The 13,606-nt window shown below is 70.2% G+C and carries 14 protein-coding genes; 3 read left to right on the forward strand and 11 right to left on the reverse strand.

Annotated features, from left to right (window positions below; translation table 11 throughout):
- Window positions 1-23: 23 nt before the first annotated feature.
- The 9 genes from QRN19_RS16710 to QRN19_RS16750 form a co-directional block, all read right to left on the reverse strand.
- Entirely contained in the window at window positions 24-893 is an 870-nt protein-coding gene (locus tag QRN19_RS16710) for a MurR/RpiR family transcriptional regulator (protein ID WP_085514317.1), read from the reverse strand.
- Window positions 883-1,920, reverse strand: coding sequence for an N-acetylmuramic acid 6-phosphate etherase (gene murQ / locus QRN19_RS16715; protein ID WP_285028309.1), 1,038 nt, complete (start codon window positions 1,918-1,920; stop codon window positions 883-885). Before murQ ends, QRN19_RS16710 begins: the two co-directional genes overlap by 11 nt.
- Complete coding sequence (locus QRN19_RS16720) at window positions 1,904-2,845, reverse strand: N-acetylglucosamine kinase (RefSeq protein ID WP_285028310.1); 942 nt, start codon at window positions 2,843-2,845, stop codon at window positions 1,904-1,906. Before QRN19_RS16720 ends, murQ begins: the two co-directional genes overlap by 17 nt.
- Window positions 2,842-4,476: a glycoside hydrolase family 3 N-terminal domain-containing protein gene (locus tag QRN19_RS16725; protein ID WP_285028311.1), complete on the reverse strand. Its 1,635-nt coding sequence runs from the start codon at window positions 4,474-4,476 to the stop codon at window positions 2,842-2,844. The genes QRN19_RS16720 and QRN19_RS16725 overlap by 4 nt, the downstream gene beginning before the upstream one ends.
- Window positions 4,473-5,315 carry a carbohydrate ABC transporter permease gene (locus tag QRN19_RS16730; RefSeq protein WP_079706980.1) on the reverse strand — a complete coding sequence of 281 codons (843 nt, stop codon included), beginning with the start codon at window positions 5,313-5,315 and terminating at the stop codon, window positions 4,473-4,475. The genes QRN19_RS16725 and QRN19_RS16730 overlap by 4 nt, the downstream gene beginning before the upstream one ends.
- Window positions 5,316-5,398: 83 nt before the next feature.
- Window positions 5,399-6,280 (reverse strand): carbohydrate ABC transporter permease, encoded by an 882-nt coding sequence (locus QRN19_RS16735; protein ID WP_285028412.1) that lies wholly within the window; start codon window positions 6,278-6,280, stop codon window positions 5,399-5,401.
- A 96-nt stretch (window positions 6,281-6,376) separates the two neighbouring features.
- Complete coding sequence (locus QRN19_RS16740; protein WP_285028312.1) at window positions 6,377-7,663, reverse strand: sugar ABC transporter substrate-binding protein; 1,287 nt, start codon at window positions 7,661-7,663, stop codon at window positions 6,377-6,379.
- Window positions 7,664-7,903: 240 nt separating this feature from the next.
- On the reverse strand, window positions 7,904-8,581 hold the full coding sequence (locus QRN19_RS16745; protein WP_285028313.1) for a FadR/GntR family transcriptional regulator: 678 nt from the start codon (window positions 8,579-8,581) through the stop codon (window positions 7,904-7,906).
- The gene (locus QRN19_RS16750; RefSeq protein WP_285028314.1) at window positions 8,578-9,306 is read right to left on the reverse strand and encodes an SDR family oxidoreductase; all 729 of its coding nucleotides are present in this window, start codon (window positions 9,304-9,306) and stop codon (window positions 8,578-8,580) included. Before QRN19_RS16750 ends, QRN19_RS16745 begins: the two co-directional genes overlap by 4 nt.
- Window positions 9,307-9,422: 116 nt before the next feature.
- On the opposite strand from QRN19_RS16750, the gene QRN19_RS16755 reads away from it, so the two are divergent.
- Entirely contained in the window at window positions 9,423-10,193 is a 771-nt protein-coding gene (locus QRN19_RS16755) for an SDR family NAD(P)-dependent oxidoreductase (RefSeq protein ID WP_285028315.1), read from the forward strand.
- 269 nt (window positions 10,194-10,462) lie between these two features.
- Window positions 10,463-11,368, forward strand: a complete 906-nt coding sequence (locus tag QRN19_RS16760; RefSeq protein WP_285028316.1) for a serine hydrolase — start codon at window positions 10,463-10,465, stop codon at window positions 11,366-11,368.
- A gap of 262 nt (window positions 11,369-11,630) precedes the next feature.
- Here QRN19_RS16760 and QRN19_RS16765 read toward each other — a convergent pair whose 3' ends face one another.
- On the reverse strand, window positions 11,631-12,062 hold the full coding sequence (locus tag QRN19_RS16765; RefSeq protein ID WP_285028317.1) for an NUDIX hydrolase: 432 nt from the start codon (window positions 12,060-12,062) through the stop codon (window positions 11,631-11,633).
- Entirely contained in the window at window positions 12,059-12,859 is an 801-nt protein-coding gene (locus QRN19_RS16770) for an esterase/lipase family protein (RefSeq protein WP_285028318.1), read from the reverse strand. Before QRN19_RS16770 ends, QRN19_RS16765 begins: the two co-directional genes overlap by 4 nt.
- A gap of 153 nt (window positions 12,860-13,012) precedes the next feature.
- Here QRN19_RS16770 and QRN19_RS16775 point away from each other — a divergent pair, with 153 nt between their 5' ends.
- Window positions 13,013-13,606 carry a DUF4190 domain-containing protein gene (locus QRN19_RS16775; RefSeq protein ID WP_285028319.1) on the forward strand — a complete coding sequence of 198 codons (594 nt, stop codon included), beginning with the start codon at window positions 13,013-13,015 and terminating at the stop codon, window positions 13,604-13,606.

Consider the following 13,606-nt stretch of genomic DNA (forward strand, 5'->3'; position numbering starts at 1 on the left):
TGCTGCGCTCTCGCGGAGCACGATCAGGTGTCGATGCGGTGGTCCTGGATCGACTCGTAGGTGACGCGGAGCGACTCCGCCGCGGCGTCGTAGCGACGCTGGGCGACGCGGATGAAGAGCAGGTCGACGAGCGCGAGCTGGGCGATGCGCGAGGACATCGCACCCGAGCGGTAGCGGCTCTCCCTCGCCTGGGTCGCGAGGACGAGGTCGCAGCGGCTGGCGATCGGGGAGTCGGGGAAGTTCGTGATGCACACCGTCGTCGCGCCGGCGGCCCGCGCGAGCTGCATCGCCTGCTCGGTCTCGACCGTGAGCCCGGAGTGGGAGATGCCGATGGCGACCCCACCGGGCCCGAGGAGCGCGGCCGAGGGCAGCGCGAGGTGGGCGTCGACGAAGGTGTTGGCCGGCATGCCTATCCGGTAGAGCTTCTGGTGGAGGTCCTGTGCCGTGAGGTTCGAGGACCCGAAGCCGATGATGTCGATCCGTGGGGCGACGAGGAGGGCGTCGACGACCGCGTCCAGGGCGTCTCGGTCGAGTGAGCGGGCGGTGAGCTCGATCGCCTGCACCTCCTGGTACGCGACCTTCGCGACGACCGTCTCCACCGAGTCGTCCGGATCGATGTCGGCGTCGTCGACCTCGAACCGGTCCCGCTCCGCCTGCTCGCGACTCGTGGAGGTCGCGACGGCCACCCGGAACTCCCGGTAGCCGGTGTATCCGATGGTCTGGCAGAACCGTGCGACGGTCGCCTGCGAGGTGCCGCACGCCTTCGCGAGTTCCGTGATGGTCAACTCGACGACGAGCGAGGGGGTGCCGATGATGGTCTCGGCGACGCGCGTCTCGGCGGCGCTCAGACGAGGGATCGCCTGGCGGAGCACGAGCAGCGCGTCAGTGGACATCCGGTGCGGCCCCCGTCGAGTCTTCGACGGCGTGCGCTGCGATGGCCGCGCTGAGGGAGCCGTCGCCACCGCGGAGGCGGGCGACTGCTTCATCTGCGGCGATGCCGGTCACGAGGACGAGGATAGCGGCCTTCACCCAGCCGTCCACGGATGCGAGCGTCTTCGCGGCCGTGGCGGCGTCGACGTCGGTCGCCAACATCACCGTGCGTTCCGCCCGCGCCCGCAGCTTCTCATTCGTGGTGAGGAGGTCGACCATGAGGTTCCGGTACGTCTTCCCGAGCCGCACCATCGAGATCGTCGAGAGCATGTTGAGCACGAGCTTCTGCGCCGTCCCCGCCTTCAGCCGGGTCGATCCCGTGAGGAGCTCCGGACCGACGACCGCCTCGATGCCGATGTCCGCGTCCCGGGCGAGCGGGGAACCGGCGTTGCACGACAGGCCGATGGTGATCGCACCGATCGAGCGCGCGTACTCGAGGGCGCCCAACACATAGGGCGTGCGGCCGGACGCGGAGACCCCCACGACGGCGTCGTCCGCGGTGATCGACAGCGATTCCAGATCCGCCCGACCGAGGTCGTCGCGGTCCTCGGCGTTCTCCACCGCCTGCTGCATGGCGCCCGGACCGCCCGCGATGAGCCCGACGATGAGGCCGGGGTCGGTCCCGAAGGTGGGTGGGGCCTCGCTCGCGTCGAGGATGCCCATGCGTCCCGCGGTGCCGGCGCCCAGATAGATGAGGCGCCCGCCCCGGCGGAGGCGCTCGACGATCGCTTCGACGGCCTCGGCGATCTCGGGTTCGACGGCCGCGACGGCGTCGGGGACGGAACGGTTCTCCTCGTTCATCGCGGCGACGAGTTCCCGGGTGGAGAGGGCGTCGAGGTCGGGGTGTCGCTCGTTCACCTGCTCCGTCGAGAGCGTGGCGAGCTCCGCGCGGATGGTGTCGCGGTCGGAGGTCAGCCCTGCGGTGATCGGCCCAGGCCCTTCGACAGGCTCAGGGACCGGTGGTGAGGCGCTCTCAGGCTGCGTGGACATCGTCGCGCACGACCCTTCCGTCGTAGGAGATCGCGGTGTCGAGTGCGACGAGTCTGGCTCCGTCGAGGGCGTCACCGCGGGGTGCGACGAGGTCGACGCCGACCTCGTGCACGGCCGTCGCGAGATGCGCGGCGACGTAGGGGTGGGAGGCGATCCCGCCGACGACGCACACGGCGCCCGTGCCGGCAGCGGCGGCGCTCACGGCGAGATGGGCGCAGGCGGCGTCGACGATGTCCGCGGCGACGGCGTCGCCCTCCTCGGCGCGCGTGATGACCGTGGGCGCGAAGGTGCCGAGTTGGCGGGCCGGCGCTCCGGTGCTGGAGACCCAGCGGGGGAGCGCGGGGATCGACCCGATGAGCGCCTCGGCGTCGGCGAGCATGGTGGTGGCGGGGCCGCGGCCGTCGAAGGCACGCATGCACGCCTCGAGGCCCTGCTGCCCGATCCACCGACCGCTGCCCTCGTCGCCGAGCCAGGGACCCCAACCGTCGATCTGCTTCACGGAGCCGTCGGCGTCGACGTCGAACACGACGGATCCGGTGCCGGCGATGAGCACCGTGCCGGGACCGCCGGCGAACGCACCGGCGTGGGCCGCGAGGGCGTCGTTCACGACGGCGATCGTCGCTCCGAGCGCCAGGCGGAGCTCGGCGGTGAACGCGGCGACCTCGTGCGGTGCCGCCTCCACCCCGGCGGCGCCGATCCCGACGTGCTGCACCTCGGCGAGGAGGTCGGCCGGGAGGTGTGCGACCGTCTCGAGGACCGCGCGGGCGGACAGCTCCGCACCCTCGTGATCGGCGAGCCCCGGTGCCCCGTGTCCGCGGGCCTCCGCGAGGACGGTCAGGTCGTCGCCGGATCCGTTCGTGATGCGGGCGCGACAGGAGGTCTTCCCGAGATCGATGGCGAGGACGGGCGCTGCGAGGTGGTTCATGATCCGTTCCGGTGGTGCTGGTCGTGCAGGTGGTGCGTCGGCGCTGCGGTGGAGCCAGCGGTGAGGAGTTCGGTGACCCGGTCGGCGGACGCTCGAGAGGCCGCGAGCGTGTCGATCACCGGCAGGGGGAGGACGGCGTCCTCGGAGAGCGGCAGTCCGACGCTCACGACGACGGCGTCCGGGCGGACCAGCGCGACGCGGTCCACCGCGAGCCGCTGCGGGGTGTCGTCGCCGAGGCGGTCCGCGAGGAGGACGACCCCGTCGTCGGCGGGGATCGTCTCGAGCAGGAGGGTCAGCTCGTCGGAGGCGGGTGCCTCGGCGTCTGGATCTGGTGTCCGGAGGCTCGGGCCGGCAGCGAGCCGGGTGACGTCGAACCGTTCGGCGAGCGACTCGGCGAACGGATCGTGGGCCGAGGCGACGGCGAACGTCGGTCGGTCGCGGAGGTCGACGAGGGTGATCGCCGACGCGTCGATCGCGACGTCTCCCCGGACGCGCACGACCCGACGGATGGCGTCGGAGAAGCACCCTCCGACAAGCTCAGGGACCCGGGCTGGTGCTGGCTCAGGGACCGCGGAGGGCTCGGGGACTGATTCCCCGGTCCCTGAGCCTGTCGAAGGGCTGACGGACCGTGCGAGCCACGCCACCCGGGCGGCCGCGCGCTCGACGATCGCTCGATCGAGCTCACCGTCGGCGATTGCGGCGCAGACCGCCTCGAACACCTCGAGGTAGTCGTCCTCGTCGGTCGTCGCGCCCTGCTTCGGCCCGAGGTTGGACGGGTTGCCGATGCAGAGCAGGTCGACCCCGGCCTCGAGGGCGAGGACCGCCCCGCGTCCGGAGCCGGTCGTGGAGCGGATGGCGGCCATGTCGAGCGCGTCGGAGATGATCACGCCGTCGAAGCCGCTCTCGCGCAGCCGGCGGAGGGGGATGGGGTTGAGTGTGGCCGGGGCGTCGCCGAACGCCGGGACGACGATGTGAGCGGTCATGACACTCGCGACACCGGCGGCGATGGCCGCGTCGAACGGTGGCAGGTGCTCGGCTTGGAGCTCTGTCAGGTCCAGGTCGATGCGGGGCAGGTCGAGGTGCGAGTCGCTCGCCGTGTCGCCGTGGCCGGGGTAGTGCTTGACGCACGCGGCGACCCCGCCGGTCTGCAATCCGTCGACCATCGCGGCGACGTGGCGGGAGACGAGGTCTGCGGTGGGGCCGAACGAACGCACCCCGATCACCGGGTTCGCAGGGTTGGTGTTCACGTCGGCGACGGGCGCGAGGGCGACGTTCGCCCCGGCGGCGAGGAGCCGCTCGGCGAGTGCCGCACCCACCGCGCGCGTCGTCTCGATGTCGTCGAGTGCACCGAGCTGCGCATGCCCGGGCAGGGTGGAGCCCGTCAGCGCCTCGAGGCGGGAGACGTTGCCACCCTCCTCGTCGACGCCGATGAGGACCTCGGGTCGGTGGTCGCGGAGTTCGGCCGACAGTCGCGTGACCTCCGCGGGGTCCGAGGAGAGGTTCTGCCCGAAGTACACGACGCCCGCGAGGCCGCCGTCCAGCTCGCGCAGCAACCAGTCAGGGGCGGTCCGGCCGAGGAACCCCGGCCAGAGGACGCCCCGGACGAGCCGCGCGACGTCGGGGTCGATCATCCCTTCACCGCTCCGGACACCAGTCCGCCGGAAAGGCGGCGCTGCACGAGGATGAAGAAGATCATGACCGGGATCGTGATGATGGTCGACGCCGCCATGACCGAGCCCCAGTCGTTGGAGTTGAGGCCGAAGAACTGCTTGAGGCCGATGGCCACCGTGTAGTTCTCCGTCGAGCCGCCGAGCAGGGTCATCGCGAAGATGAACTCGTTCCAGGCCGTGATGAAGCTGAACACGCTCGTCGCGACGAGGCCGGGGGCCACGAGCGGGAGCATGATCGAGCGGAACATCCGCCACCAGCTGGCACCGTCGAGGAACGCCGCCTCTTCGAGCTCCACCGGCACCGCCGCGACGAAGCCGCGCAGCATCCAGATGCCGAACGGCAGCGCGAGCGCGACGTACACGATGATGAGCCCGAGCAGCGTGTTGAGCAGCTGCAGGTCGCGGATCTGCACGAACAGCGGGATCACGAGCGCCTCGAGCGGCACCATCTGCACGACGAGGATCATGAGCAGCACCGCGGTGCGGAACTTGAACCGGAAACGGGCGACCGCGACCGAGGCCAGGAGGGCGACGGCGGCGGAGATGAGCACCGTCGCACCGGCGACGATCGCGGAGTTGCGGAGGAAGACCGCGAACCCGCCGTCGGTCAGCACCGACTCGAAGTTCGTGAACGACAGCTCCTTCGGGAAGAAGGACTGGCCGCCACTCGACGCCTGAGCGTCGAACGCGCTCGACAGCATCCAGTACGCCGGGAACAGCGTGAACACGAGCAGGAGGGTGACGAGGATCGCCTTGACGGTGTTCGAGCGGATCTTCCGACCGCTCGCCTTCCGGTGCATCGGGACCTGCGGCTTGGCGGACCGGTCGGTGCCCGGTCCCTCAGCCTGTCGACGGGCGGCCGTGGGGGCGGGAGCGTGGGTGGTCACAGTTCGTCCTCCTTCATGAGGGCGCGGATGTAGACGATCGTGATGCCGAGCAGGACGAGCGTCAACAGCACCGCGATCGCGGAGCCGAAGCCGTAGCGGTTCTGCCCGAAGGACTCCACGTACGACCACACGCCGAGGTTCAACACCTCGCGGTTCGAGCCGGAACCACCCGGCATGAGGTAGATCTGCGCGAACACCTTGAAGTCCCAGATGGTCGACAGGATGATCACGACCGAGAACACCTGGCGCAGCGACGGGAAGGTGATCTGGAAGAAGCGACGGATCGCGCCCGCCCCGTCCATCTCGGCGGCTTCGAGCATCTCCTTGGACACGCCGAGCAGGCCGGCGAGGACGGTGATGGCCACGAACGGGAAGCCGTGGTGGATCACGTTCAGCAGCGCGATGCCGTAGAACGTGAACTGGTTCGTGAACCAGTTGAAGGGCTCGTCCATGAGCCCGAGCCCCATGAGCGTCTGGTTGACGATGCCGCGGTCGGCGTCGAAGATCCAAACCCAGACGTAGGTGCCGGTGACGGCGGGCATCGCCCAGGCGACCATGATGGCGCTGCCGACGATGGTGCGCCAGAAGGAGCCGAGGTTCGCCATGAGCAGGGCGACGAGGGTGCCGAGGACGACCGTGCCGATGACGGCGGCCGCGGCGAAGAAGACGGTGTTCGGGAGGACGACGGTCCAGAGGGTCGGGTCGGCGAAGACCTCGGCGTAGTTCGCGCCGCCGTTGAAGTTGGTGTCGCCGCTGACGATCTCGCGCAGGCCGTAGTCCTGCAGGGAGAACAGGACGACACGGATGAGTGGCCAGAGGAGGAGCACGGCGAGGATGAGGAGCGCCGGCGCGAGCAGCAGCCAGGGGCGGGTGCGCATGAGGAGGCGCAGCCGCTTGGGGGAGGGGCCCCCGGCCACCCGCGAAGCGGGGGCTTCGCGGGTGACCGTGGGCGGGGTGAGGGTCGACACGATCGGCTACTTGCCGTTCATGATGTCGTCCATCTCCTTGGCGGCATCGGTCGTCGCCTGGTCGACCGACTTGCTTCCGGAGAGGATGGCCTGGATCATCGCGTTGGTGGTCTTCTTCGCCTGCACCGCACCGAACTTCGGCGTCACGGGGAGGGAAGCGCCGCCGTCGACGAACTGCTCGGCGAAGGGCTTCACCAGCGGGTCGTCGCTCTCGGTCGCGTCGCTGAGGAGCGAGGTCTGGCCGGGGAAGTACCCGGTCTGCTCGGCCCACTCGGAGGCGTACTTGCCGGTGGTCATCATCTCGATGAACTGGAACGCGAGGTCCTTGTTCTTCGAGGTGTTGAACATGCTGAGGTGCGAACCGCCGAGCACGGAGGGCGACATGCCGCCGTCTTCACCCGGGATCGGGATGGCGGCGAACTTGCCCTCGAGCTCCGGGTTCTTCTGGACGATCGTCGCCGGGGTCCAGGAGCCCATGATCGCCATGGCGACCTTGTCCTGCACGAAGTTGTCGAGGACGTCGGTCTCCTTCCACGTGGTGGCACCCGAGGAGGAGAGGTCGTACTTGGTGGCCAGGTCGGTCCAGAACTGGATGCCCTTGCGCGAGTCGTCGCTCGCGAGACCCGACTTCCAGGTGTCGCCGTCGAGCTCGGAGACCTCGCCACCGGCGCCCCAGACCCAGGGGTACGCCGTGAACTCGGCGTCACCGGGGACGGGGAACGGGATCATGTCGGGCTTGGCGGCCTTGATCGCGGTGCCGGCGTCGATGATCTCCTGCCAGGTGGTCGGTGCCTTGAGGCCGAGCTCCTCGAAGACGTCGGTGCGGTAGACGATCGAGCGGACGCCGGCGTACCACGGCATGCCGTAGAGCTCGCCGTCGTACGTGCCGGAGTCGGCGAGGCCCTGGACGAGGTCGTCCTTCAGGCCGGCCTTGTCGACATAGTCGCCGATGGGGGCGAGGGCGCCGGCGTCGGCGAACTCGGCCGTCCAGGTGGTGCCCGTCTCGGCGACGTCGGGGGTGGTGTTCCCGGCGATCGACGTCACGAAGCGGTCGTGGGCGTCGGCCCACTGCACATACTCGACCTTGAGGGTGGCGCCGGTCTCCTTCTTGAAGGCCGAGCCGACCTCCTTGAAGAAGGCCTCGGAGTCGGGGTTGGTGCCCTGCATGATCCAGACGGTGAGCGTCTGGCCGTCTGCCGAGACGTCGCCTGAGCCGGAACCGCCACCGGCACAGGCGGTGAGGCCGAGTGCCGCGGTGGCGAGGACGGCCAGCGGAAGGGTGCGCTTGCGCATGGTGCTGCTCCTCGATTCTGGGATCGGGAGTCCGAGCCGTCGTTGGCCCGGGATCCGTGATGACCGGGAAACCGCGGTCGATCCCTGCTGTTTTCAGTGGGTGTGGAAACAGTATTCAATAAGTACAGGAAGCTTGCAAATATTTTCCGGCACTGCAACACGGTCGTTACCTGCGTGACGGACGTGTTTCACGAAGCTGCGAGAACCGTGTGTGAGGACGGTGGTCGGGCGCCGCCGTCGTCAGGCCGTGCGGAGGATGATCACGCGCATCGTCGCGGCGGCCCGCTCGCCGTCCTGCGCCTCGATCGCCGACGCGAGGTCCGTGTGCAACGCCGCGTCGTGGTGGTCGATACCGTCGCCGGGCAGCCGGTCCACGCGATCCCGGAGAGCCTCGTCGACGGCGTCGCCGACCCGGTCGAGGATCGGGTTCGCCGCCGCGCGCCGGATGAGGCGGTGCAGCAGGAGGTCGGCCTCGAGGAACGCGATCGGATCTTGTCGAGCCGCAGCCGAGCGGAGTGCCTCGCTCGTCGCGCGGAGCTCACGGGCGTCGTCGTCGCTGCGTCGCTCGGCCGCGAGTCGTGCCGACTCCGGCTCGGTCGCGGTGCGGAGTTCGCGGATCGCGAGGAGGGTGGACTCCCGTCGTCCGCTCGCCAGTGCCCAGCGGAGCACCCGAGGCTGCAACCAGTCCCAGCTCGACGACGGCTGCACCGTGTGACCGACGTGCGCCTTGCTGGCGAGGAGCCCGAGGCCGGCCAGGACGCGGGTGGCCTCCCGGACGACCGAGCGGGAATGCCCCGCCCTGGCGACCAGCTCGTCCACCGTGCACACCGTGCCGGCGGGCAGTCCGCCGTCGACGATGTCGGTGCCGATCCCGTCGAGCGTCCGTTCGAAGGCCGAGGTCCCCGGTGAGCGGCTCACGCCCGCGCTGACGGGCGGGTTGGGGAGATCACGAGTTCGTCGATCCGCACGTGCGGTGGGCCGTCGAGGATGAACCGCACGGCCCGGCCGATGTCCTCGGGTTTCAGCATCGTCTCGCGCGCCGACGCGTCCGGCACCTGCGGCCGCATGGAGAGGAACGGGGTGTCGACGTCGCCCGGGCAGAGGTGGGTGGCGCCGACGCCGTGGGTCCCCTCCTCCTCGTTGAGGGTCGCGCAGAGCGAGGCGAGCGCGGTCTTGCTCGCGCTGTAGGCGACCCCGCCCTTCGTCGAGAAGCGCCAGCCGGCGAAGGAGGAGATGACGACGATCCGTCCCTGTGCGTCGCGGATGGTGGGCAGCGCGAGGTCGATCGTGCGGGCGACCGAGGTGAGGTTGGTGTCGACGATCGCGGCGAACTCCGTCATCGACTGGTCGTCCCACCGGCGCCGTGGTGCGTTCAAGCCCGCCGCGGTGACGAGGTCGTCGACCGGGCCGAGCTTGGCGACGATGCGGTCGTGGGCCCGGGCGAGCGAAACGGGGTCCGTCGCGTCGGCCTCCGCGGCGACGGCCGTACCGCCCGCGGAGGTGACGGCTTCGACGGTCTCGAGGAGTGCCTCACGCCGCCGCCCCGTCACGGCGACACGCCATCCCGCCTCGGCGGCCGACACCGCCACGGCCTGTCCCATACCGCTGCCGCCACCCGTCACCCAGAGCATTCGATCCGTCATGACGCCAGTGTATCGAGCCGGTCGAACATAAGTATGTTTTACTCGCCTGGTGCGCACATGGCCGTCGACACCGGGTCGACGCATCGCCGGATGCGCTCGGACGACGGGAGACACCGATGCTGCTGGACCTGACGGACCGCCGGGTGATCGTGACCGGAGGCGCTCGCGGGATCGGACTCGCCCTCGTGGAGTCCTTCCTCGCCGAGGGGTCCCGCGTCGCGGTGCTCGACCTCGACGTCTCCTCCCTCGACGCGCTGGTGGCGTCCCATCACGGTGACCTCGTCGCCATCGCGTGCGACGTGCGTTCCGAAGACTCGGTGGCGAGCGCGGTCGCGGCGGCTGCCGCCGGGCTCGGAGGGATCGACGTCCTCGTGAACAACGCCGGGGTCAACGTGCAGTCACTGCTCGAGGAGACGAGCGACGCCGCGTGGACGAGGTGCTTCGACGTCAACGTCGGCGGCGTCTTCCGGGTGTCGAAGGCGGTCATCCCGTATCTGAAGGAACAGCGCTCCGGCCGCATCATCAACGCGGCGAGCTTCGCCGCGGTCATCCCGAGCGTCGGCAGCGCGGCCTACGCGGCGTCGAAGTCCGCGGTGGTCCAGCTGACCAGGGTCCTCGCGAGCGAGCTGGGGCCGTGGGGCATCACGGTGAACGCCTACGCGCCCGGGATGGTGCCGACGGCGATGAACGGTTTCGCCGAGCTGCCGACGGCACAGCAGGACGAACTCCTCGACACGCTCTCGGTGCGCCGTTGGGAGGAACCGGAGGACGTCGCGAACGTCGTGCGGTTCCTCGCGAGCGACCAGGCGGGCTACATCACCGGAGCGCTGATCGACGTCAGCGGCGGCAAGTTCGCGACCCAGTTCCCAGCCCGCGCCCGCGGCTGATCCTGAGCTGAAACCCGCGGGATCCGGGCGGTGGACCGACCGGATTCGCGGCTGATGGAAGCGACGGATGTCGGACCGACGCGCCCGGGATCGAGGTTCCCGGGCCCAGATTCGCAGCCAGCGCGAAGGCCGCTTACGATACCGTGGACGGCACATCCGGAGGCCCGCAGCGCGGGTCGCCGGACGGCCGTCGAGTGGGCTGACCGGGGCAGGTCCACACCCGCAGGATCGTCGGGATCACCATCTGGAGCAGAGGAGTTCGGTCAGCCGTGGCTTCACGAGTGCACGAGTCGGAACGTCGCCGTTCGCGCGATGCGCGTCGAGGGCGCCACCGTGCCTCAGCCCAGATCGAGCCCTTCACCCGTGGATTCAGCGCACTCGGTGAACTGGCCGCGTCGGGCGCGCAGGTCAGCCTCCGGATCAACGACATCACCACCGGCGAGATGCTCATGTCGGCAGACGACCACGTGGTCGTGCCCACCGCCTCGATCGGCAAGGTCCTCCTCCTCATCGAGGTCGCGGCCCGCCTCGGCGACGCCGACTTCAGCGGCCTCACCATCCTCGACCGCGAGCCGCTCGACGCCGTCGCCGACTCCGGGATCTGGCAGCACCTCCAGGCGCCGTCCCTCCCGGTGGCCGACCTCGCGGCCCTCGTCGGCGCCACGAGCGACAACCTCGCCACGAACGTCCTGCTCCGCCACATCGGTCTCGACGCCGTCCGCCACCGTGCCGAGGCGATCGGGCTGAAGCGCACGGCCCTCCTCGACATCGTCCGCGACCACCGCGGCCCCGACAACGCTCCGCAGCTCTCCGTCGGTTCCGCCCGTGAACTCGCCTGGCTGTTCCAAGCGCTCGCGACGGGCGAGATCGTCGACGCGACCACGAGCCGCCGGGTCCTGGCCTGGTTGTCCCTCAACACCGATCTCTCGCTCGTCGCCTCGGGCTTCGGGCTCGACCCGCTGGCCCACCGTGAGCCCGACCACGGCATCCAGCTCTTCAACAAGACCGGCTCCGGCGTCGGCGTGCGAGCCGAGGCGGGCATCCTCCGCGGCCCGAACGGCGCAGTGAGCTATGCGGTGTGCACGAGCTACGACGACACGGAACTCGGCACGCGCCTCGGGGTGGTCGACGCCGTCCGGATCCTCGGCCAGGACCTCCTCGAGTACGTGCACTGACCCGGTCTCGCTCGTCCGGTCTCGGGTGTAGCGGTCCCTGAGCTTGTCGAAGGGCTCACCCCCCCCGCTCCCTGAGCTTGTCGAGGGGCTCACCCCCGCTGGTCCCTGAGCTAGTCGAAGGGCTCGCCCCCCCCCGCTCCGGTCCCTGAGCTTGTCAAAGGGCTCGCTCCTGCTCCGGTCCCTGAGCTTGTTGAAGGGCTCGCTCCTGCTCCGGTCCCTGAGCTTGTCGAAGGGCATGACCCGCGAGCAGGGCGACTGCCGCTCAGTCGATGAGCCCAGCCGCCGCCAAGCGCTCGAGCACGTCGCGCCCCGCGGGTGGGCAGCGGTCGAGCGACTCCGTGCCCGCCCAGTGGACCGCGCTCACCTCGGCGGAGGGCGTCGGTGTCTCGTCCGTCTGGGCCGCGAAGACGTGCATCCGCACGAGCCGACCGTCGGGCTCCCCGTGCGCCTGCGTGACCACCGTGAACAACGGAGTCACCCGCGCCGGATCGATCTCGACCGCGACCTCCTCGCGCGCTTCCCGGACGGCGGCCTCGGCCGGCGTCTCACCCGCGTCGATCTTCCCGCCCGGCATGTAGAGGACGTCGCGACCGCGGGCCGTCACCATCAGCACCCGCCGTCCGCGGATGATCGCGACCGCGGACACGAGGATGTCGGGGAGCGGGCTGTTCGAGCCCTCGGGTGCGCCGCTCACTGCTCGACCGGGTTCCCGGTGTCGAGGGCGGGCCGCACCCGATCGGCGAACCCGTCGACGGCGAGCTCCACGGCGTCCTTGAGCTCGTCCGTGCTGAGGATCACGAAGTGACCCGGCACCGGGAGGAGCACGTTCGTCGCTCCGGGCAGCACGCTGCTGGAGGGCACGTGCGGGTCGAAGGTGCTGTAGATCGAGACGATGTCGGCGTTGACGTCGTGCGGGGCGCCGAGCGCGACGATGGTCTCGTCTGTCGGGAGGAACGCGCGGAGGCTCGGGTCGACGACGTACTTCGCGAGCACCGATCCGGAGAACGGCGAGCAGATCGCGACGACCCCGAGCAGGCCCAGCCGCTCGCGTTCGGTGAGGAGCAGCTCCTTCCCGACGAGCCCTCCCTTACTGTGCGCGACGATGACGCACCCGGCGGCGGGCTTCGGCAACCGCCCGAGCGCACGGGCGAAGCGGGCCGCCGTGTCGCGGATGGGTTTGCGGTTGTACCCGAGGCCGCGGGCGATGCGGATGCGGTAGCCGTCGGCGTTCAGGCGGTCGGCGACGGGCTTCAGGAACGCCCACGTCTCGTACACGCCGGGGATGAGGACGACGACGGGGCGGCTCGCCTCGCCGCGGGCGTACTCCCTCGGGATGCGGCCGCTGAAGAAGGCCCGCGTGTGCCAGACGACGGAGTGGACCCAATCGACGGCGACGATCCCGGCGATGGTCAGCGCGCCGGGTCGCTCGGCCACCGGCGGGGTGTCGGCGAGCGTGACGTCCTCGGCTTCCGCCACCGACTCCTCGTCCATCCGCACCCCCTCGTCCATCTTGCCACCGCCCCGGTGCACGCTGCGCGATCCCAGTGAACACGCGGGATCGCCGGTTACCCTGTGTTGACAAGGCGACGGCACGCTGCAAGCATGAGTCCGTTCGTCGAACCCCTATGCGCGAGGTGCACCTTCATGACTGATCCGAACTCCGGCCAGCCGAACGACCCATACGGTCAGAGCCAGAACCCCCAGCAGCCGGCCTACGGCGAATCGCAGGTTCCGCCGGCTCCGCAGTACGGCGAACAGGCTCCGCAGTACGGCCAGCCCTCGCCCTACGGTGAGCAGCAGGGCCAGCAGGCTCCCCAGTACGGCGAGCAGCCGAAGTACGGTCAGCCGCAGGCGCCCTATGGCGAGCAGCAGAACCCCTACGGTCAGCCGCAGGCGCCCTACGGTCAGCAGCAGAACCCCTACGGCCAGCCCGCCGCTCCGTACGGACAGCCCCAGGCGCCGTACGGCTATGCGCAGCCGACCGGCCCGAAGACGAACGTCATGGCGATCATCTCGCTCATCGCCCCGTTCGTCGGGTTCGGCGTCGTCGGCCTCGTGCTCGGCATCATCGCGCTCGGTCAGATCAAGCGCACCGGCGAGCAGGGCCGTGGCCTCGCCCTCGCCGGCACCATCGTGAGTGGCGTGTCGGTGCTCGTCGGCGTCATCCTCATCATCTTCTACGTCCTGCTCATTGCGGGCGCGATCGGTACCGCGAGCAGCTACAACTACGACTACTGA

This window comes from Plantibacter sp. ME-Dv--P-122b, from assembly GCF_030209375.1.
Classification (GTDB): Bacteria; Actinomycetota; Actinomycetes; order Actinomycetales; family Microbacteriaceae; genus Plantibacter.

Coding starts and splice junctions, on each gene's coding strand:
- QRN19_RS16775 (WP_285028319.1), top strand. CDS start 13,013: ATGACTGATCCGAACTCCGGCCAGCCGAACGACCCATACGGTCAGAGC.
- QRN19_RS16735 (WP_285028412.1), bottom strand. CDS start 6,280: ATGCGCACCCGCCCCTGGCTGCTGCTCGCGCCGGCGCTCCTCATCCTC.
- QRN19_RS16730 (WP_079706980.1), bottom strand. CDS start 5,315: ATGCACCGGAAGGCGAGCGGTCGGAAGATCCGCTCGAACACCGTCAAG.
- QRN19_RS16770 (WP_285028318.1), bottom strand. CDS start 12,859: ATGGACGAGGAGTCGGTGGCGGAAGCCGAGGACGTCACGCTCGCCGAC.
- QRN19_RS16755 (WP_285028315.1), top strand. CDS start 9,423: ATGCTGCTGGACCTGACGGACCGCCGGGTGATCGTGACCGGAGGCGCT.
- QRN19_RS16740 (WP_285028312.1), bottom strand. CDS start 7,663: ATGCGCAAGCGCACCCTTCCGCTGGCCGTCCTCGCCACCGCGGCACTC.
- QRN19_RS16720 (WP_285028310.1), bottom strand. CDS start 2,845: ATGAACCACCTCGCAGCGCCCGTCCTCGCCATCGATCTCGGGAAGACC.
- QRN19_RS16750 (WP_285028314.1), bottom strand. CDS start 9,306: ATGACGGATCGAATGCTCTGGGTGACGGGTGGCGGCAGCGGTATGGGA.
- QRN19_RS16710 (WP_085514317.1), bottom strand. CDS start 893: ATGTCCACTGACGCGCTGCTCGTGCTCCGCCAGGCGATCCCTCGTCTG.
- QRN19_RS16725 (WP_285028311.1), bottom strand. CDS start 4,476: ATGATCGACCCCGACGTCGCGCGGCTCGTCCGGGGCGTCCTCTGGCCG.
- murQ (WP_285028309.1), bottom strand. CDS start 1,920: ATGTCCACGCAGCCTGAGAGCGCCTCACCACCGGTCCCTGAGCCTGTC.